The following is an 18,262-nucleotide window of genomic DNA, read 5'->3' on the forward strand; positions in this document are numbered from 1 at the left end:
TCTAGCCCTTACGCCACTTCTGGTTCGCGCCGCCGACGCAGTCCCAGAGGATCAGTGCGGCGCCGTCGTTGCCGTTCCAGCCGTCGATGTCGACGCATCGGCCGGACTGCGGGTTGACCAGGTCGGCGGCGCCGTTCAGCACGAACTGCTGGGCGCCCGTTCCGTTGCAGGTGTAGATCTGGATCCGCGCCAGGTTCGCGGTCGAACCGTCGGCGACGTCCATGCACTTGTTGTTCTGGGTCTTGATCGCGTTGCCCTCGAAGGTCCACTTCTGGGCGTTGGTGTTGTTGCAGGTGTACGTCTGCAGCGGGACGCGGTCCGAGAAGTTCGCGGCCGGCACGTCGATGCACTTGTTGTTCCAGTTGCTGACGATCGGGACCGCCCCGCCGGTGGGCGGCGGCGTGGTGCCACCGGCGCCGAACGGGCTCAGGATCACGCCGGCACCGCGCGGGTCGCCGTCGTGCACCAGCGACTCGAACGCGCCGACGTCGTCGAACGGGAACGCGTACGCCTTGCCGTCCACCATGTTGGCATGGATCACCTTGGCGTATTGGTTGGCCGGGCTGTTCTGGTAGAACTGCGCCGGGTTCAGGGTCGGCTGGGTGTCCAGGGTGCCGAGCGTGCCGCGGTTGAGCGCCGCGCACAGGGTCCGCGAGATCGGGCCGACGACCGGGTCGTTGGGTGCGGGCAGGTCACCGGCGCAGCCCCAGACGCTGCCGTCGGACGGGCGGTTGAACGACGCCACCTGCTGCCCCGCGGTGTTCGTGAAGTTCATGACGTTGCCGGACGTGCGCCCGAAGAACTTGTTGTTGGGCTGGTCGCCGAACGGCACCACGGTCAGCGTCTTGTTGGCGTACGCGCTCCACGCCGAGTTGATGTAACCGCTGTAGTAGCTCGAGGACAGCAGCCCCGCGCCGACCGCCTTGCCGGGCGCCAGCACGCGCAGCACGGTCCCGTCGCCGCGGGTGTAGACGGTGTTGCCCCATCCGGCCTGCGACCGGATGCCGTCGATGATCGCGTTGCGCCCGTTGTTCACCACGTCGCCGGTGCGCTTGGTGGCGCCGTTCGCTCCGGTCACGGTGACCGCGTGCGGGATCGCGAACATGTCCACCTGCGAGCTGTTCAGCCACAGCCCGGCGTCGTTGTAGGTGAACTCGCTCCAGTCGAAGAGGATGTCCCGGTTGGCGTCGCCGCCGGCCCAGGGCGCGGGCTGCACCAACCCGTCCGGGGTGAGGAAGAACCGGAGCTTCTCGCCCATCGCGAAGTAGACCCGGCCGGAGAAGCCACGCGGGAAGTTGATCGTGGCCGTGCCGCCGTTGCCGGGTCCGCCGATCGAGACGTCCGGTGCGGGCGACGGCGGGAGCTGCCCGCCACTCCACGGAGTGAACGCGCCGCCCTGGTTCACATAGCCGAGGCGGCCGGTGGAGAGCTGGATGCCGATGACGTAGAGGTAGACCGCTTCGCCGCGGCCCGTGTTGTTGGTCACGGTGACCGGCAAGATCGCCGGTCCGATGGCCTGAGCTGGGGAAGCGATGCCGATGACGGCCAGGGACAGAAGTACTGCAAGGAGCTTTCTTCTCACGAGAGCCTCCACGGGGACGGGGGATGGAGAGCGCTCTCACAGCTTCAATCTGTTAACAAGCTGTGTCAATAGATAAGCGCTGATGCATGCCGTCCGGGCCCGTGGGCATACGGTCGAATCATGAGTGAGATGAGCTATCGCCGGCTGGGGAACTCGGGACTCGTGGTCTCGACGATCGGCATCGGCTGCAACAACTTCGGCCGCAAGCTGGACGCCGACGGCACCACCGCGGTCGTGGACGCCGCGATCGACGCCGGGATCACGCTGTTCGACACCGCCGACATCTACGGCGCCCCGCACGGCGCGTCCGAGCAACTGCTCGGCGCCGCGCTCAAGGGCCGTCGCGACGACATCGTGCTGGCCACCAAGTTCGGCATGGACATGGAGGGGATGAACGGCGCCGACCGGGGTGCCCGCGGGGCGCGGTCCTACATCATCCGGGCGGTCGAGGCGTCGCTGCGGCGGCTGGAGACCGACTACATCGACCTCTTCCAGCTGCACGTGCCCGACCCGGTGACGCCGATCGACGAGACCCTCGCCGCACTGGACGACCTGGTCCGCGCCGGCAAGGTGCGCTACCTGGGCAATTCCAACTTCGCCGGGTGGCAGATCGCGGACGCCGACTGGACCGCGCGGGCCGGCGGCCTGACCCCGTTCATCAGCGCGCAAAATCAGTACAGCCTGCTGCACCGCGAGGTCGAGGCCGAGGTGGTGCCCGCCTGCGAGCACTTCGGGCTGGGGCTGCTGCCGTTCTTCCCGCTGGACAGCGGCCTGCTCAGCGGAAAGTACTCGCGCGATCAAAAGCCCGCCGAGGGTACGCGGCTCGCACTGCCCCGCTACCAGCGCTGGCTGGACGGCGCGGACTGGGACACGATCGAGGCGTTGACGGAGTTCGGGCGGGAACGCGGGCACAGCCTGCTCGACGTGGCGATCGCCGGCCTGGCGTCCCGGCCCGCGGTGACCAGCGTGATCGCCGGGGCGACGACGCCCGAACAGGTGCGCGAGAACGCCGCCGCCGGGGCGTGGCAGTTCAGCCCCGAGGACATCGCGGCGCTGGATTCGATCCTGTCCTGAGTTCTCGTCGCCCGCCGTGGCTTCACACCGCGGCGAACTCCGGGCCGTCCTCCGGAAGCGGCGGCGCCTCGCCGCGGGCGGCGGCCCGGCGGGCGAACTCGCGCAGACCGGAAACCTGCCGCTCACCCAGCGAGAAATCGAGCGTACGGAAGTAGTTGGCCAACGTGGCGGCGTCGAACGGCTCCCAGCGCGCGGCCGCCTCGGCCACCGTGTCGAGCTCGTCGAGGCAGAGGTCACGCGAGCGCAGGAACGCCTGGTGCACCTCCTTGACGGTGCCCGGGTGCGCGGCGGCGAAGTCCCGGCGCACGGCCCAGACGGCGAACACCATCGGCAGGCCGGTCCAGTCGCGCCACTCCTCGGCCAGGTCGACCACCTGAAGGCCGCGACTCGGCGCCTCGTGCATCGCGCGCAACGCCGGGTCACCGATCAGCACCCCCGCGTCGGCCTCCATCAGCATCTGGGCAAGGTCCGGCGGGCAGCGGAAGTATTCGGGATCGGCGCCGTAGCGCTCGGCGAGCAGCATCTGCGCGAGCAGCACGCCGGTGCGCGAGGTCGACCCGAGCGCGACGGGCCGGCCGTCCAGCTCGGCGAGCGGCCGGGTGGTCACCAGATTGACCGACAGCACCGGCCCGTCGCTGCCCACCGCCAGATGCGGCAGGAGCAGCAGGTCGTCGGCGTGCCGCAGATATTCGACCAGCGAGATCGGCCCGATGTCCAGGTCACCGGCCACGAGCGCGGCATTGAGCCGATCCGGGGTGTCCTTACGAAGGTCGACGTCGAGGAGCGCGCCGGACCGCATGAGACCCCAGTAGATCGGCAAGCAGTTCAGGAACTGGATGTGCCCGACCCGGGGACGCCGCACGCTCTCACTCATCCCCCGACGCTATCCCCGGCCGTCTCCCGCCGCCGCGCCCCCGGCGCGCGGGTGGCCCAGATCGCACCATCACTCGCCATAGCTGGTCATCAAAACACTCATGTACGCCGTGGTCAGCGCCCGCACGCGCTCCTCTGGCACCGCGCCTTGCAGCGCCCGGACGGCAAGGTCGACACCCGGAGATCGACGTCTGCCGAACATCCCCGCCAGCCCTTCCACGCCTTCGCGGACGCTCGGACCTGCGGTCTCGTCTCGCGCGAGCTCCCGCAACCGCCGGCCGACCTGATCGGCGGGCTCCACCTGCATCAGCCGGAACACGTCGCTCGCGTCCTTCGGTTTGAGCCGGCCGACCCGGCCCGCGTCGGCATCCCGGAAGCGGTCGCTCAGCTTGACCGACTTGGCAACGAACAATGCCGCCGAGCCGGCCACCTGGACGGTAAGTACCCGCCGGTCGACGTCCGGCTCGAGACTGGCAATCGACACATCGCTGAAGTCGGCTGCCACCGCCTCCAACCCGGGCGTACGCCGGGCCGCATTCTTGCCGTGGTCCGCCAATCGCGCCGAACGGCGGCCGCGACCGGCCAATGCCGCCGGTACCAGCAGGTCAACCGGCACCAGGATCGGCTCGGGGGCACCGGCCACCACGACTGACTTGTTCCAGATGCCGGGCTCGCCGGTCAGCGCGAACCCGGCATCCTGCATCGCTCGCTTGACGTCCGGCTCGCGGCCCAGGGTTCGCGGATCGAGGGTCAGGTCCGCATCAGTAGTGAAGGGCGCCACGCTGACGTCCAGGTTTGCCACAAGTAAGTGTTTGCAACATCCGCAAACTCGTCATTCCAGCAAACAAACGACTTGAGGAAACGATTCGCGGCTCTCGCAAACATCGCGATCCAGCGTTCGCAGCGCCTGCGGCGCGTAAATCGGTGGTAGTTGGGCGACACTCCACATATTCTGGTTGGCCGCTCGACGGCCGCGGTGAAAGCACCGAAGCGGACGTCCCACGCGCCGGGTCTGGCGGCCATCCGCCCCCGGACACGCGAGCGAGCAGCAGGTGAGCGATAGGAAAGATCAGCGTGTCCGCACCTGACCTCGACAGCGAACTCCTAGCCGAACGCACCCATCTGACCGAATCCCGCTCCGCGCTGCGCCGCATGCGTGGCCGGGCCGAGGCGCTCTATTCCGCCGGCAGCGAGGTGGCCGGGGATCCGTACGGCGCGGAAGCGCTCGGCCGCACCCTGCGCCGGCGGGTCGCCGAGCTGGCCGACGACCCCAGCACGCCGCTGTTCTTCGGGCGGCTGGACATCGACGAGTCGGCCTACCACGTGGGCCGGCGGCACGTCACCGACGACGCCGGCGAGCCGATGGTGCTCGACTGGCGCGCGCCGCTCTCCCGATCGTTCTATCGGGCCAGCGTGCGAGACCCGCAGGGGGTCGCGGTGCGGCGCCGGTTCGGGTTCGTCAAGGGCGAACTGACCAGCTTCGAGGACGAGCACCTCGACCGCGGCGAGGAGCTCGGCACCAAGAGCCGCATCCTGACCGCGGAGATCGAGCGGCCGCGCGTCGGGCCGATGCGGGACATCGTGGCGACCATCCAGCCGGAACAGGACGAGCTGGTCCGCGCCGACCTGGAGACCTCGATCTGCGTGCAGGGCGCGCCCGGCACCGGAAAAACGGCGGTCGGGCTGCACCGGGCGGCCTTCCTGCTCTATCTGCATCGCGAGCGGCTGCGCCGGTCCGGCGTGCTGATCGTCGGCCCGAACACGGCGTTCATGTCCTACATCTCGGCGGTGCTGCCGGCCCTCGGCGAGGTCGAGGTGCAGCAGGCGACGATCGACGAGCTGATCGCCCGGGCGCCGGTGCGCGCGGTCGACTCCGAGGCAGCGACGCTGGTCAAGCACGATCCGCGGATGGCCCAGGTGCTGGCCAGGGCGCTGTGGCGGCGGCTGGGCAAGCCCACCGAGCCGATCATGGTGTCGGACGGCTCGTACCGGTGGCGGATCGACGCCGAGCCGCTGCGCCGGATCGTGGACGAGGCCCGGCGCGAAGGTCTGCCCTATGCGGTCGGGCGCGAGCGGGTGCGGGCCCGGGTGGTCGGGTTGCTGCAGCGCCAGTCGGAATATCGCACCGGCAACTCGCCGGGCGAGGGCTGGCTGCGCAAGATGAGCCGGATCGGGCCGGTGAAGGAGTTCATGGATGCGTCCTGGCCCGAGGTGACGCCCGCCGAGCTGGTGGTGGGCGTGCTGACCGAGCCCGTCGACGACGTCCTCACCCCGGACGAACAGGACGCGATCCGCTGGACGAAACCCCCGAAAACAGCGAAGTCGGCCCGGTTCAGCGCCGCCGATCTGGTGCTGCTGGACGAGGCGGCCGGACTGCTCGAGCGGGAGACCAGCTTTGGGCACGTGGTGGTGGACGAGGCGCAGGACCTGTCGCCGATGCAGGCGCGGGCGATCGCGCGGCGCAGCGAGCACGGATCGATCACGCTGCTCGGCGACCTGGCCCAGGGCACGGCGCCGTGGGCGGCCGCGGACTGGCGGGACACGCTCGGGCATCTGGGCAAGCCGGAGGCCGCCGTGGTGCCGTTGACGATCGGGTTCCGCGTACCGGAAATGATCATTGAGCTGGCGAATCGCCTGCTCCCCGCCCTCGGGGTGGGCGTGCCGGAGGCGGTGTCGCTGCGCCGCGACGGCGATCTGACGATCACCCACGACGAGGACGTGGACGCCGGCACGCTGGTCGAGGTCACGGCGGCGCTGGAGCACGAGGGTTCGGTGGCGGTGATCGCGGCGGACGACGCCATCGACCGCCTGCGCAAGCATCTGACCGCGGCCGGCATCGAGGCCGCGACCGCCGACGACGTCGACTCCGAGGCGCGCGTCACGGTGGTGCCGGCCACGCTGGTCAAGGGCCTGGAGTACGACCACGTCATCGTCGTGGAGCCGGCCGAGATCGTGGCGGCCGAGGCCCGCGGGCTGCACCGGCTCTATGTGGTGCTGACCCGGGCGGTCTCCCGCCTCTCCGTGGTCCACGCCCAGCCCCTGCCGCCGGCGCTGCTCGCCTAGAGGGGCTTGGTCCAGCGCGACCACTCGGCCTGGCGGCGATATCCACAGGCCAGCCAGATGCCGTGTGCGCGCTCGTTGTCGTCGAGCACCATGGCGTCGGCGCGGGTGCCACCGAGCACCCGGAAACGCTCCTCGGCGGCCGTGATCAGCACTTTGCCGATGCCCGAACGGCGGCGGCTCGGCGCGACCGCCAGCCGATAGAGATGGCAGCGCCAGCCGTCCCACCCGGCGATCACGGTGCCCACGATGTGGTCGCCGGCCACCGCGAGGATCAGTGCGTCCGGGTCGCGCAAATGCAGCGCGGCCAGGGCGCCTGCGGTGTCCGGCGGCCGGTGCGAGTCTTCGGCCGCGGTCCGCCAGAAGGCCAGCACCCGCGGAAGGTCGGCCGCCTCGGCGGTGCGCAACACCAGGTCAGCCATCGTGCTTCAGCAACGCGTCAAGGAGGCGATCGGCAAGTCCAACACAACGCTCAGTGTGATCGCCCGCAGCCAGCACAACAAGATCAAAACCCTCCTCCGGTACGCGGACCAGCACCGCCCGCACATCCGCGAACGACCCGCCGTGCCGATAGACGCGACGTCCCGCGAACTCCCGGACCCCCATCCCCCACGCGTAGTCCAGGTCCGTCCCGTCATCGAGCCGCCCCGGCGTCTGCAGAACCCCGGTGACCCCCAGCCGATCGTCATCCAGCCCGACCGCCCACCGAAGCAGATCCGCCGTCGTGCTCCACATCCCACCGTCCCCGATGGACAGTGGAGACGGATGCACCGGTTCGAGCGGCACAGCGCCGACCGGGGCAGGCGCCGGCCCATCCCAGAAGACGGTGTCAGTCATGCCCAACGGCCCGAACACCCGCCGCCGAGCAAACCCGCCAAGCGATTCCCCCACCGCACCGGCAACCGCCTCCGCCAGCAGCACATATCCGACATTCGAGTAGGCGAACTCCACTCCTGGTCCTTTGTGGATGGCGCTGGACCGCGCGGAGACGGGAGCGGGCGGCGCGGGGAGGGCCGTCGGCGGGGCGAGAGCCGAGGAAATGTCCGCCGGCGAGGCGTCGGACGGCAAAGCGTTGGACGGCGAAGTGCCAGACGGCGCAGCGTCGGACGGCGCAGCGTCGGACGGCGCAGCGTCGGACGGCGAGTTCCGCAGGGCGGCCAGCAGTCCGGCCGTGGTGCGGTCTTCGCCGTCCGGCAGGTCACTCTCCCCAGGCAGCCCGCCGGTGTGGTGGAGCAGGTGTCGCAGACGAATCGGCCGCGCCCACTCCGGCAGCCCCGGCACGTGATCGGCGATCGGTGACTCCGGGTCGAGCCCGGCCAGCGCGACGCAGGCGGCCGTCACCTGCTTGGCCAGCGAAGCCACGTAGATCAGGGTGTTCCGGGTCGGCCCGGCACGTCGTTCGGCCCCGGACGTGGGCGGCAGGCAGCCCCGCGTCAGATAGGCCGGGCGACTTCCACCGCGGCGCACGCCGATCACGATCGGGTCGTCCGGACCGTACCCGGATCGGGTCGCGACCTGCGCCAACGTCACGCCGAGCGGCATCGCCCGACCCTATCCCCGAGGCCCCCACCCCCAGCCGGCCTTGGTCCCGGGCCTGGCCCGGGGTGTTGCACATATGTGTGCAGAGCTGGCACACCGCAGCCCGGGTGCTGCGTATACGTGTGCAGAGCAAGCACACCCCAGCCCAGGTGTTGCCTATGAGTAAGCAGAGCAAGAACACCGCGTTCATCTTTGTGGCATAAACTTCTTTGACTTTGTGTTGTAAAGTACTTTGCATGGCACCTCACGAGATCGATGACGACGCTCCGATGGACCCGGCCGAGTCGCTGCGCCTGATCGCGCGCGAGCGCGCCGAAGCCGAGCGCAACCTCACCCCCGACCCGCGCCTCTTCCTCTGGCCGTGGGGCTTCGCCTGGGTGCTCGGCTTCACGCTCTTCTTCCTGCGTTACGGCCCGGACGGCCGCGTCTTCGTCGACCTGCCCGAGTGGCTGCCCATGGTCGTGCTGGCCGCCGCCATGATCAGCGCCGGCGCGTTCACCGGCATCGCCGGCGCCCGCACCGGGCGCGACATCAGCGGGCCGTCCAGCGCGCAGGGCGCTCGTTACGGCATCACCTGGGCGGTCGCGTTCACCAGCATGTCCGTTGTGCTCAGTCAGGTGAGCGACATCCTGCCCGACAACCAGCTCAACCTCATGTGGTCGGGCGCCATGGTCGCGCTGACCGGGGCTCTGCACATGGCCGGCGGGGTGCTCTACAAGGACAACACCTTCTTCTTCCTCGGGGTCTTCATCAGCGCGATCAACATCGCCGCGGTGTTCGCCGGGGCGGGCTGGCACTCGCTGATCCTGGCGGTGCTGGGTGGCGGCGGCATGCTCGTGGCCGGCGTGATCGGCAAGGCGAGGCTCCCGAAGTGACCGAGGTCGGACTGCCCGAGCTCGACCCGGTGATCCACGCTCAGGCCCGGCTCCGCGTGGTGTCCGCGCTGTCGATGCTGCGCGACGGCGACCGGCTCGCGTTCCCTCGCCTGCAGGAGATCCTCAAGATGACGGCCGGCAACCTCTCGGTCCACCTGCGCAAGCTCGAGGACGCGGGATATGTCGAGGTCACCAAGACCCATCACGGCCGCACCCCGGCCACCCTCGTCCAGCTCACCCGTCGCGGCCGGCTGGCGTTCGAGGTCTACACGGCCGCGCTGCGCGCACTGCTCAACCCCACGGAGGAGTCATGATGCTGGCCCGTGCGATCGGCGTGACCCGGCGCTACGGCGATGTGGTCGCCCTCGACCGCCTCGATCTCGATGTGCCGCAGGGGCAGTTGGTCGGGCTGCTCGGCCCGAACGGCGCCGGCAAGAGCACCCTGGTCAACCTCTTCACCGGGCTGCGCCGGCCGAACGAAGGGCGGGTCGAGCTGTGTGGCGGCGACCCGCGTGACCCGGCTCGCCGGATCGGCCTCGGTGTCACGCCGCAGGAGACCGGGCTGCCCGGCGCGCTGCGGGTCGGCGAGGTCGTCGACTTCACCCGGGCGCATTTTCCGCACCCGCTCGACAGTGCCGAGCTGCTCGACCGGTTCGGGCTGGCCGACCTGGTCAAGCGGCAGACCGGCGGGCTCTCCGGCGGGCAGAAGCGGCGGCTCGCGGTGGCCCTGGCGTTCGCCGGGCGGCCGCGCATCGTGTTCCTCGACGAGCCCACGACCGGGCTCGACGTCGAGGCGCGCCGCGCGCTGTGGGAGGGCGTGCGGGCCTTCCACCGCGACGGCGGCACGGTCGTGCTCACCAGCCACTACCTCGAGGAGATCGAGGCGCTGGCCGAGCGCGTGGTGGTGATCGGGGGAGGCCGCGTGCTCGCCGACGACACCGTCGACGCGGTGCGCGGCCTGGTCGCCATCCGCCGGGTCAGCGTGACGACCGCCGGGCCGGTGCCGGAGATGCCGGGGATCGTCGGGCGCGAGCTGGACGGTTCTCGTACCCATCTCCTGACGCCCGACGCGGACCGCCTGGTCCGCGACCTGGTCTCGCACGACGTGCCGTTCGCGGATCTCGAGGTCCGGCCGACCTCTCTCGAAGAAGCGTTCCTGACGCTGACGAACGCCTGAGGAGCGACGATGACCACCCTGACCCTCACCCACGCCCGCTACCACCTGACCGAGACGATCCGGATCCCGATCGCGCTGATCGGCAGCGCCTTCTTCCCGGCCGCGTCGATGCTCTTCTTCGTGGTGCCGTTCACCGGCGACGATCCGGTGGCCAGCACCTATGCCACCGCCTCGATGGTCACGTTCGCCGTGATGACGACAAACCTTTTCCAGTACGGGGTGGGCGTCGCCGAGGACCGCGCCCAGCCGTGGGATCCGTTCACCCGCACGCTGCCGGCCGGCCCGGGCCCGCGGTTCCTCGGGCGCATCCTGGCCGGCCTGGTGCTGATGGTCGTGTCGCTGATCCCGGTGGTGCTGATCGCGGCGTTCCTCACCGAGGCGACCATCACCGCGCCCGCGTTCCTGCTGGCGATCGGCACCACCGCGGTGGCGGCGATCCCGTTCACGCTGATGGGCCTGGGCATCGGTTATTCGCTGCCGTCCAAGGCCGCGATCGTGGTCGCCCAGGTGCTGTTCTTCCCGCTGGCGTTCGGCGGCGGGCTGATGACGCCGCCCGGCACCGCGCCCGGTTTCGTCGAGGCCGTCGCGCCCTACTTGCCCACCGGTGGGGCCGTCCGACTGATGTGGGCGGCAGTGGGCGACTTCAGGTTCGACGTCTGGTCCACTCTGGCGCTGGTGGGTTGGACGGCGGCACTCGCGGCCTTCGCTGTATGGGCCTATCGACGGGACGAAGGTCGGCGGTTCAGCTAGAAATTCGACACTTAAGCCCGACCAAAGGGGGTCCGGTGCGACCATGCGGACGTGACCGCACCGACCCCCGGAATGCCCGTCTGGGTAGACCTCGGCACCTCCGACGTGGCCGCCGCGCGGCGCTTCTATACCGAATTGTTCGGCTGGACGGCACACGAGTCGGGGGCGGACTACGGCGGCTACACCGTCTTCAACCTGGATGGACGTCCCGCCGCCGGGGCCGGCCCGCTGTTCGGTGAGGGTCAGCCGACGGCCTGGAGCACCTATATCGCCGCGGCCGATGTGGATGCCACCGCCGAGCTGGTCGAGGCGGCCGGCGGCAAGGTGCTGGTGCCGCCGTTCGACGTGATGGAGCAGGGCCGGATGGCGGCGTGCCTGGATCCTTCGGGTGCGCCGTTCACCGTGTGGGAGGCCGGCACGATGGTCGGGGCCGAGGTGTTCGACACGCCCGGCGCGCTCACCTGGAGCGAGCTGACGACCCGGGACGCGGAAGGTTCGATGGCCTTCTACAGCCGGGTGTTCGGCTGGACCCCGCGGGAGAGCACGGCGCCCGGCATGCCCTACGTGGTGTGGGAGCTCGACGGCCGGATGATCGGCGGGATGCAGCCGATGGTCGGCGGCGCGTGGCCGGACGACCTGGCCCCGCACTGGATGCTCTATTTCGCGGTGCGGCACTGCGACGAGACCGCGGAGACGGCGCGGGCATTGGGCGGCCGGGTCGTGCAGCCGCCGACGAACTTCTCCCTGGGCCGCTATGCGGTCCTGGAGGATGCCCAGGGCGGCACGTTCTCAGTGCTCGAGGGCAACCATTAGCCTTTGGCGCGCACCGGCACGACCAGTGGCCCGTGCTCGCCGTCGATCACCTTGACCCGCACCCGGTAGTGCCGCGCCAGCCGCTCCTCGGTCAGCACCTGCCGCGGCGTGCCGGTGGCGACCACTCGCCCGCCGTCGAGCAGCACCATCCGGTCGGCGTACTCCCCCGCGATGGACAGATCGTGCATCGTGGACAGAACGGTCAGCCCGCGCTCGGCGCGCAGCCGATCGACCAGGTCGAGCACCTCCTGCTGATGCCCGATGTCCAGCGCGCTGGTCGGCTCGTCGAGCAGCAGGATCCGACCGCCCTGGGCGAGCGCCCGGGCCAGAAAGACCCGTTGCCGTTCGCCTCCGGAAAGCGTGTCGAGCCGCCGATCCGTGAACCCCGCCAGATCGAGCGAGCCGAGCACCTCGTCCACCGCGGCCAGGTCGGAGGCGGACTCCTTGCCGAGCGGCGCGATGTAGGGCGTGCGGCCGAGCAGCACATAATCGATCACCCGCATGCCGGGCGGCACCACGGGTTGCTGCGCCACGGTGGCCACGGTCTTGGCCCGCGCCCGCCGCGACAGCGACGAGATCGAGACCCCATCGAATTCCACTTCCCCGCGGTACGCCACGAGCCCGCCGACCGCCCGCAGAACAGTCGACTTCCCCGCCCCGTTGGGCCCGATGACGGTGACCCACTCGCCGTCACCGACCGCGAGATCGACGTCGTCGACCACCAGCACCCCGCCCAGCCGGACGCTCAGCCCGCGCACCCCGATCATGGTGCGACCGAGCGGTTGGTGCGGAGCACGAGGATGAAGAACGGGGCCCCGAAGAACGCGGTCACCACGCCGATCGGGATCTCGGCCTCGCCGGCGACCGTGCGCGCCGCCACGTCCGTCAGGGCCAGGAACGCGCCTCCGAACAGGACGGACAGCGGCAGCAAGGCCCGGTAGCTGGCGCCGGCCAGCAGGCGCAACGTGTGCGGCACGATGATGCCGACGAAGCCGATCAGGCCGGACACCGACACCGCCGCGGCCGTGGCCAGCGATGCCGCCACCAGCAACAGGTAGCGGCTGCGCTGCGGGTGCAGTCCGAGGCTGCTCGCCTCCTCGTCACCGACCGTGAGCACGTCCAGCGCGCGCCGCTGGGAGAGCACGATCAGGCCGGTGATCACCGCGTACGGGAGGATCAGCAGCACATCGTGCCAGCCGGCGGTCGCCAAGCGGCCGAGCAACCAGCTGTAGACCTGGCGCAGGGTGTCGACCTGCTGCTGCATCAGGTAGGTCTGCGCCGCCGACAGGAACGCCGACACCGCCACGCCGGCCAGGATCAGCGTCGCCGGGGTGCGGCCGCGCCCGCCCGCCGCACCCAGAGTCCAGGTCAGCGCCACCGCGATCAACGCGCCCAGGAAGGCGGCCAGCGGCACGCCGATCGGCAGGTTGGCGGTGGCGTCGCCGGTCGCCGCGCGGGTGGCGATCACCGCGGTCACGCCCAGCCCGGCGCCGGCCGCGACGCCGAGCAGGTGGGGGTCGGCGAGCGGATTGCGGAACACCCCCTGGTATGCCGCGCCGGCCAGCGCAAGCATCGCCCCGACCAGCAGCCCGAGCACCACGCGCGGGAGCCGCAGCTCGGTGATGATCGCCACCTCGCGTTCGGACAGGCCGCTGTCCAGGCGTACCCCGGGAATCAGGTTGAGGAGCTCGGCCGCGACGCTGCCCGGCGGCAGGCTGACCGGCCCGAACGCCACCCCGGCGACCAGCGCGATCAGCACCGCGACCAGCCCGCCGGCCAGCCATCCCACCCGCAGGCCGGCCGGGGCGCCGCCGGGCGGCGCCGAGGTCACGCCGGGACCTTGGCCACCGCGTCCGCGACCGCCTGCACCAGGTCGACCACCCGCGGCCCCCAGCGGGAGGCGATGTCGTCGTCGAGCGCCACGATCTGCCCGCCCTTGACCGCCGCGATGTCCGCCCAGCCGGTGCGCGCCTTGACCGTCGCCGCCGACTGCGCGCAGCACTTGCTGTCCGCCAGGAAGATCATGTCCGGGTTGGCCTTGACGAGCGCCTCCTGCGAGAGCTGCGGATAACCGCCCTTGGCGCCGTCCGGGTCGGCCGTGTCCGCGACGTTGGTCAGCCCGAACTTCGCGAACACCGAGCCGATGAACGTCTTGGAGGTCACCGTGTAGAGCGTCGGGTCGAGCTCGTAGTAATAGGAGAGGCTGCGCGGCGGCACGCTCTTGACGATCTTGTCGATGTCGGCGGTCATCCGCGCGGTCAGCGCGCCGGCCTCGTCCCGATGCCCGGTCAGCGTGCCGAGCTGGCCGATCTCGCCATAGGTCTGGTCCAGATCCGTCGCCGACGGCGTCACGAACGTCGGGATCTCGAGCTTGCCGAGCTGGTCGACGATCTTGTTCAGGTCGTCGGAGAGCACCACCAGGTCGGGGTTCTTCGCGGCGATCGCCTCGGCGTTGGGCTTGAAGCCGGACAGGTCGGTGCGCGGCGCCTCGGCCGGGAAGGTCGACTGGTCGTCCACGGCGGTGACCTGCGGTCCCGCGCCGATGGCGAAGAGCATTTCGGTCGCGGTCGGCGAGAGCGAGATGATCCGCTCGGGCCGTTTCTCCAAGGTCAAGGTCCCGACCGTCACCGGGTACGCCGAACTCGCGCTCGGCGCCGGCCCACTGGCGGCGGGCTCGTCGCCCCCGGCACAGCCACCGAGCATCAGGGCGGCGGCGGCAAGCACCGCGGTCAACACACGTCTCTGCACAATTCCTCCTGTCGGCCGGGCATGTGGTGCTTCGCCGACAGGCACTGCGCGAGTGACGTCCCGTCCGCGAGGCGCCCCTCCCCGAGAGCGCTAGATCGCGACCGACGTCCAGGCGACCTGGCTAGACCCTCCGCACCTCTCGCGCGGGAGCATCACAGTTGCGGGACAGCGCCGGTTTCCCACCGGCTTCGCTGAAACGCGGTCCCCCGCACGCTATCCCATCTCCCGAGCCAGGCTCCGAGCCCCGTGTTCAACCTGTGGATAACTCCTCTGCCGCCACATCGACCAGGCCAGGAGCCAGCAGCCGGCGGCGAGCAGGACGCCGTGCCCGATGCGAGCCGCCGGGGGCAGATAGAACTGCGGGATGAAGAGGGCGAAGCCCAGCCCGAAGAGGATGCCCGACCAGCGTGGCAGCACCGCCGAGCGCCAGATCGCCACCGCGGCCAGCACCGCGCTCACGCCCAGCAGGGTCAGGCCCAGCGCGAAGGTCGTCGCCGCGACCGGGGCATAGCGGACCTGATCGGCCAGAGCGACCAGGTCGGGCACCGATGAGCGGGCCGCGCCGTGCAGCCCGAAGTCCTCGGCGCCGTAGTACGGCAGAGTCAGGCCCGCGCCGATCCAGCCGGTCACGAAGGCCGCAGCGGTCAGCCGGCCCGGCGCCACCGAGCGCACCGCGAGCAGGCCCAGCGGCACGGCGATGAAGCCGAGCATCGCGAAGAAGTGCGAGGCGACCCAGGCATTCGACGCCATCGACTCCAGCGCGCCGGCCCGGGTGGTCTCGTCGTGCCAGGGGCGCACCGCCGGATAGAGCACGAACATCAGGCCGGCGAAGGCCAGCGCGACCGCACCCCAGCGCACCCGCGCGCTCATCGCAGGCTCCCCAGGCACATGTCGATGAGCTGCCGGAACGACTCGTCCACATCCTCCGGCTGCCCGAACCCGCCGCCGACCTCGAGCGTCGCGAAGCCGTGCACGGCGGCCCGCAGCCGGCGCATCGCGTGGGTGGCCGCCGACTCCTCCAGGCCGTAGCCGCGCATCACGGCGGCGAACACGTCCATCAGCTCCGCGCTCGGCATTGCCAGCTTCTCGTTGCGCAGCGGGTCGAGCGGCATCAGGGCATAGCGTCCGGGGTTCGCCAGCACATAGGCCCGATAGGCGCGCAGCAGCGCGGCGACCGCGTCGTCCCGGCTGCGACCCATCACCTCGCCCGCGAAGAGCGCGGTGATCTGCCGCAGCGCCTTCTCGGCCATCAGATCGCGCAGCTCACCGAGGCTGCCGACGTGCTTGTAGAGCGATGGCGCCGCCACCCCGGCCCGGTCCGCGACCGCGGCCAGGCTGAGTGCGTCGAGGCCCTTTTCGTCGACCAGTGCGAGCGCCACGTCGACCACCGCGTCGCGGGAGAGTCCGGCCCTAGGCATGAAAACTACCTGTCATAGCTATCAGGCTACGACAGGTAGCTTTGCCGATCAAGTCAGCAGTACGTCGATTCCTTGCCGATCACCCGGTACGGGCAGTCGGCCACCTCGGCGAGCTGCAGTGCCGCGGTCCGGTTCCGGCTCACCTCGCGGGTGATCACACTGCCCGGCGGATAGAAGCCACCACCCGACGAACTACGGGGATACATCTCGAAGGTGTACGCGAAGATCTTGTGCGTGCCCCACAGGTAGTCCAGCAGGTCACCGTCGGTGATGTAGAGATCGCTGGACTGCTCAGGGGTGTAGTTGTTGGTCGCGGCCATCTGCCGGCCCAGCGTCGAGAACGTGGCGTTCTGGTCCACCGTCATCCCCGTGCCGGTGTTCGCGGTCGTGTACCCGAAGGGCCAGAGAACCAGTTCCGAGTACGTGTGGAAGTCCATCGCCGCCTTGATCTGCTGCACTCCGCCCACCACGCGACTGTTCACGAAATTGCGCACCACGGCGGCCTCCGGCGCGGAGAACGCGGCCGGCCCTCGGTAGGTCTCCGACGACGGGCTGCCGGACGAGCCGCCGCAGCAGCCCCAGCGGAACCCGTAGTTCCGGTTCAGGTCGGTGCCGATGTAGCTGGAGCCGCTGGTGGGCTGCCGGTTCTTGCGCCATGAGCGGTAACGGCCGGTGGCCACGTCGTACTCCGAGCCGTCCGGGTTCACCGACGGGATGATCCAGATCTCCCGGCTGTTCACGACGTTCCGGACCCGGGTGTCGCTCGCGTAGTCCGAGGTGAACTCGTTGAGCAGGTAGAGGGCCATCTCCACGGTCAGGTGCTCGCGGGCGTGGTGGTTGGCGTCGTAGAGGACCTCGGGCTCGCTCTCGTCGGTCGCGACGTTGTCCGAGATCTTGACGGCAACGATCTGCCGGCCCTCGTACGTCGTGCCGAGCACCTGCTTGCGGGCGATCGCCGGGAACGCCGCGACCACGCGGTTCACCTCGGCGATCATCTCGCTGTAGTTGTGGTAGGCCGCGTCGGCGGACGGGAAGTCCATCGTGCCCACTGCGCCGCCGGTCTGCACCTTTTCGACGCGGAAGCCGAGCGCGCGCAGCGACTTGACCTCGGCGCCGGTGGCGGTGACCGTCACGACGGCGTGCTCGGCGCCGTCGATGGCCGCGCCGGTGCTCGCCACCAGGCTGCGCCGGGCCGCATTGCGAACGTCATGGACCTCGTACTGCGCGGATGTGTCGAGGCCGGGCTCGGCGGCGGCCGGGCCGGCCGCCGGGAGGGCCGCGATCAGGGTCATGCCGGCCAGAGCGGCGGCGACCGTCGCGGTGATGCGTCGTCTCATGAACGACCTCCGGGGGGGTTCGGGTTTCCGTCACCCCACCACCCGGAATAGATGGTTGGCAATGTGTCGAGGGCATGCCAATCCGCCCCCTACCCCAGCGTGATGCCCTTACTCGCCGCTGCTCTTCGCCTGTTTGGGCTCGACAGCCGCGGGCTCGACGGCCGTGGGCTGGGCCGACGCGGGCTGGGCCGACGCGGGCTGGGCCGACGCGGGCTGGGCCGACGCGGGCTGGGCCGACGCCGGCTGGGCCGACGCGGGCTGGGCCGACGCGGGCTGGGCGGCGCGGTCGCCGGCCGCGGCGGCGGTCTCGTCGCCGGCCAGGGCCGCGCGCAGCCGCGCCTTCTCCTCGCGCCGCCGCTCCACCGACTCGCCGAGCTGCTCGGCCATCTCGGTGCGCCACTTGGCCAGCACGAAATAGGACGCCACCGCCGACAGCAACAGCGCGACCATGGCCTTGACCAGGAAGTTCAGTGGCACCGGCAGGACCAACACCATGCACAGGAAGAACAGCCCGAGACGCCCGAGCGAGTATTTGTAAGCGGGAGTCACACCGATCCCCTAACCGGCGCGGTGGTTGAGCCACCGCAGACCGTAGAACCACACCGCGCAATAGACCACGGTCAGAGCGAGCGCGCCGATCACGCCGCTGACCAGCGACGGGAACGGGCCGGAGGCGAGTCCGGCGAGCGTCATGCCGACCGCCACCCCGAAGCCGGCGCCGAGGATCGCCACCACGATGCGGCCGGCCCCCCAGCCCGCCGCGCGAAACTCCTCGGTGAACAGCCACACCGGCAGCACGATCGCGATCCAGCCGCTCGCGCCGCCGAACTCGGACAGCCGCAGCAGCGACATCGCGCCCTCGAAGATCAACAGAACCACGAACCCGCAGACCAGCCCGGCCACCGCCGTCCCGACCAGGTCGGGGAAGGTCGCCAGGCGCCCGTCGGGGTTGCGCCGCGGACGGCGCTCACTCTTGGTCTCGGTCATGGCAATCCCAGGCTACGCTGCCGGCCCGC

The 18,262-nt window shown here is 70.5% G+C and carries 19 protein-coding genes, 1 pseudogene and 1 riboswitch; of the genes and pseudogenes, 7 read left to right on the top strand and 13 right to left on the bottom strand.

From position 1 onward, the window contains the following. Nucleotide 1: 1 nt before the first annotated feature. Nucleotides 2-1,582, bottom strand: a complete 1,581-nt coding sequence (locus ACZ6TI_RS17915; protein WP_465346165.1) for a beta-1,3-glucanase family protein — start codon at nt 1,580-1,582, stop codon at nt 2-4. 129 nt (nt 1,583-1,711) lie between these two features. On the opposite strand from ACZ6TI_RS17915, the gene ACZ6TI_RS17920 reads away from it, so the two are divergent. Continuing rightward, nucleotides 1,712-2,656 carry an aldo/keto reductase gene (locus ACZ6TI_RS17920; protein ID WP_465346330.1) on the top strand — a complete coding sequence of 315 codons (945 nt, stop codon included), beginning with the start codon at nt 1,712-1,714 and terminating at the stop codon, nt 2,654-2,656. 22 nt (nt 2,657-2,678) lie between these two features. Here the strand turns inward: ACZ6TI_RS17920 and ACZ6TI_RS17925 are convergent, their stop codons facing one another. Together ACZ6TI_RS17925 and ACZ6TI_RS17930 are read right to left on the bottom strand one after the other, a co-directional pair. Beyond that, nucleotides 2,679-3,530 carry a menaquinone biosynthetic enzyme MqnA/MqnD family protein gene (locus ACZ6TI_RS17925; protein ID WP_465346166.1) on the bottom strand — a complete coding sequence of 284 codons (852 nt, stop codon included), beginning with the start codon at nt 3,528-3,530 and terminating at the stop codon, nt 2,679-2,681. A 69-nt stretch (nt 3,531-3,599) separates the two neighbouring features. Next, nucleotides 3,600-4,331: a hypothetical protein gene (locus ACZ6TI_RS17930; RefSeq protein WP_465346167.1), complete on the bottom strand. Its 732-nt coding sequence runs from the start codon at nt 4,329-4,331 to the stop codon at nt 3,600-3,602. Nucleotides 4,332-4,597: 266 nt separating this feature from the next. On the opposite strand from ACZ6TI_RS17930, the gene ACZ6TI_RS17935 reads away from it, so the two are divergent. Further along, entirely contained in the window at nt 4,598-6,592 is a 1,995-nt protein-coding gene (locus ACZ6TI_RS17935; protein ID WP_465346331.1) for a HelD family protein, read from the top strand. Here ACZ6TI_RS17935 and ACZ6TI_RS17940 read toward each other — a convergent pair. Together ACZ6TI_RS17940 and ACZ6TI_RS17945 are read right to left on the bottom strand one after the other, a co-directional pair. Beyond that, nucleotides 6,589-7,011, bottom strand: a complete 423-nt coding sequence (locus ACZ6TI_RS17940; protein ID WP_465346168.1) for a GNAT family N-acetyltransferase — start codon at nt 7,009-7,011, stop codon at nt 6,589-6,591. The genes ACZ6TI_RS17935 and ACZ6TI_RS17940 overlap by 4 nt on opposite strands. Continuing rightward, the gene (locus ACZ6TI_RS17945; RefSeq protein WP_465346169.1) at nt 7,004-8,131 is read right to left on the bottom strand and encodes a serine hydrolase domain-containing protein; all 1,128 of its coding nucleotides are present in this window, start codon (nt 8,129-8,131) and stop codon (nt 7,004-7,006) included. Before ACZ6TI_RS17945 ends, ACZ6TI_RS17940 begins: the two co-directional genes overlap by 8 nt. A 233-nt stretch (nt 8,132-8,364) precedes the next feature. On the opposite strand from ACZ6TI_RS17945, the gene ACZ6TI_RS17950 reads away from it, so the two are divergent. The 5 genes from ACZ6TI_RS17950 to ACZ6TI_RS17970 are packed head-to-tail and all read left to right on the top strand — an operon-like array spanning nt 8,365 to nt 11,743. Next, entirely contained in the window at nt 8,365-9,003 is a 639-nt protein-coding gene (locus ACZ6TI_RS17950; protein WP_465346170.1) for a transporter, read from the top strand. After that, nucleotides 9,000-9,317 (top strand): transcriptional regulator, encoded by a 318-nt coding sequence (locus ACZ6TI_RS17955; RefSeq protein WP_465346171.1) that lies wholly within the window; start codon nt 9,000-9,002, stop codon nt 9,315-9,317. The genes ACZ6TI_RS17950 and ACZ6TI_RS17955 overlap by 4 nt, the downstream gene beginning before the upstream one ends. Beyond that, nucleotides 9,314-10,180: an ABC transporter ATP-binding protein gene (locus ACZ6TI_RS17960; protein ID WP_465346172.1), complete on the top strand. Its 867-nt coding sequence runs from the start codon at nt 9,314-9,316 to the stop codon at nt 10,178-10,180. Before ACZ6TI_RS17955 ends, ACZ6TI_RS17960 begins: the two co-directional genes overlap by 4 nt. A gap of 9 nt (nt 10,181-10,189) precedes the next feature. Then, nucleotides 10,190-10,930, top strand: coding sequence for an ABC transporter permease (locus tag ACZ6TI_RS17965; protein ID WP_465346173.1), 741 nt, complete (start codon nt 10,190-10,192; stop codon nt 10,928-10,930). Nucleotides 10,931-10,981: 51 nt separating this feature from the next. Beyond that, nucleotides 10,982-11,743: a VOC family protein gene (locus ACZ6TI_RS17970; RefSeq protein ID WP_465346174.1), complete on the top strand. Its 762-nt coding sequence runs from the start codon at nt 10,982-10,984 to the stop codon at nt 11,741-11,743. On the opposite strand, the gene ACZ6TI_RS17975 is transcribed toward ACZ6TI_RS17970, so the two are convergent. The 8 genes and pseudogenes from ACZ6TI_RS17975 to ACZ6TI_RS18010 form a co-directional block, all read right to left on the bottom strand. Then, nucleotides 11,740-12,510, bottom strand: coding sequence for an ABC transporter ATP-binding protein (locus ACZ6TI_RS17975; protein ID WP_465346175.1), 771 nt, complete (start codon nt 12,508-12,510; stop codon nt 11,740-11,742). The genes ACZ6TI_RS17970 and ACZ6TI_RS17975 overlap by 4 nt on opposite strands. Next, nucleotides 12,507-13,574: a FecCD family ABC transporter permease gene (locus ACZ6TI_RS17980; protein WP_465346176.1), complete on the bottom strand. Its 1,068-nt coding sequence runs from the start codon at nt 13,572-13,574 to the stop codon at nt 12,507-12,509. Before ACZ6TI_RS17980 ends, ACZ6TI_RS17975 begins: the two co-directional genes overlap by 4 nt. Beyond that, nucleotides 13,571-14,446 carry an ABC transporter substrate-binding protein gene (locus ACZ6TI_RS17985; protein ID WP_465346332.1) on the bottom strand — a complete coding sequence of 292 codons (876 nt, stop codon included), beginning with the start codon at nt 14,444-14,446 and terminating at the stop codon, nt 13,571-13,573. Before ACZ6TI_RS17985 ends, ACZ6TI_RS17980 begins: the two co-directional genes overlap by 4 nt. A 161-nt stretch (nt 14,447-14,607) precedes the next feature. Beyond that, nucleotides 14,608-14,678, bottom strand: a riboswitch (cobalamin riboswitch). Between the two features lie 26 nt (nt 14,679-14,704). After that, on the bottom strand, nt 14,705-15,361 hold the full coding sequence (locus ACZ6TI_RS17990) for a hypothetical protein (protein ID WP_465346177.1): 657 nt from the start codon (nt 15,359-15,361) through the stop codon (nt 14,705-14,707). Then, entirely contained in the window at nt 15,358-15,909 is a 552-nt protein-coding gene (locus ACZ6TI_RS17995; protein WP_465346178.1) for a TetR/AcrR family transcriptional regulator, read from the bottom strand. The genes ACZ6TI_RS17990 and ACZ6TI_RS17995 overlap by 4 nt, the downstream gene beginning before the upstream one ends. A gap of 56 nt (nt 15,910-15,965) precedes the next feature. Next, a pseudogene (locus ACZ6TI_RS18000) lies at nt 15,966-17,246 on the bottom strand (M14 family metallopeptidase); the annotation flags it as partial. Between the two features lie 108 nt (nt 17,247-17,354). Then, on the bottom strand, nt 17,355-17,795 hold the full coding sequence (locus ACZ6TI_RS18005; RefSeq protein ID WP_465346179.1) for a DUF4229 domain-containing protein: 441 nt from the start codon (nt 17,793-17,795) through the stop codon (nt 17,355-17,357). Nucleotides 17,796-17,804: 9 nt separating this feature from the next. Further along, entirely contained in the window at nt 17,805-18,233 is a 429-nt protein-coding gene (locus ACZ6TI_RS18010) for a hypothetical protein (protein WP_465346180.1), read from the bottom strand. Nucleotides 18,234-18,262 lie beyond the last annotated feature (29 nt).

Source organism: Actinoplanes sp. NPDC051388, from assembly GCF_055586225.1.

What these genes read in the sequence shown, in the direction of transcription:
- ACZ6TI_RS17985 (WP_465346332.1), bottom strand. Translation starts at nt 14,446, where the DNA reads ATGCTCGGTGGCTGTGCCGGGGGCGACGAGCCCGCCGCCAGTGGGCCG.
- ACZ6TI_RS17950 (WP_465346170.1), top strand. Translation starts at nt 8,365, where the DNA reads ATGGCACCTCACGAGATCGATGACGACGCTCCGATGGACCCGGCCGAG.
- ACZ6TI_RS17995 (WP_465346178.1), bottom strand. Translation starts at nt 15,909, where the DNA reads ATGCCTAGGGCCGGACTCTCCCGCGACGCGGTGGTCGACGTGGCGCTC.
- ACZ6TI_RS17920 (WP_465346330.1), top strand. Translation starts at nt 1,712, where the DNA reads ATGAGCTATCGCCGGCTGGGGAACTCGGGACTCGTGGTCTCGACGATC.
- ACZ6TI_RS17990 (WP_465346177.1), bottom strand. Translation starts at nt 15,361, where the DNA reads ATGAGCGCGCGGGTGCGCTGGGGTGCGGTCGCGCTGGCCTTCGCCGGC.
- ACZ6TI_RS17940 (WP_465346168.1), bottom strand. Translation starts at nt 7,011, where the DNA reads ATGGCTGACCTGGTGTTGCGCACCGCCGAGGCGGCCGACCTTCCGCGG.
- ACZ6TI_RS17960 (WP_465346172.1), top strand. Translation starts at nt 9,314, where the DNA reads ATGATGCTGGCCCGTGCGATCGGCGTGACCCGGCGCTACGGCGATGTG.
- ACZ6TI_RS17945 (WP_465346169.1), bottom strand. Translation starts at nt 8,131, where the DNA reads ATGCCGCTCGGCGTGACGTTGGCGCAGGTCGCGACCCGATCCGGGTAC.
- ACZ6TI_RS17965 (WP_465346173.1), top strand. Translation starts at nt 10,190, where the DNA reads ATGACCACCCTGACCCTCACCCACGCCCGCTACCACCTGACCGAGACG.
- ACZ6TI_RS17925 (WP_465346166.1), bottom strand. Translation starts at nt 3,530, where the DNA reads ATGAGTGAGAGCGTGCGGCGTCCCCGGGTCGGGCACATCCAGTTCCTG.
- ACZ6TI_RS17975 (WP_465346175.1), bottom strand. Translation starts at nt 12,510, where the DNA reads ATGATCGGGGTGCGCGGGCTGAGCGTCCGGCTGGGCGGGGTGCTGGTG.
- ACZ6TI_RS18010 (WP_465346180.1), bottom strand. Translation starts at nt 18,233, where the DNA reads ATGACCGAGACCAAGAGTGAGCGCCGTCCGCGGCGCAACCCCGACGGG.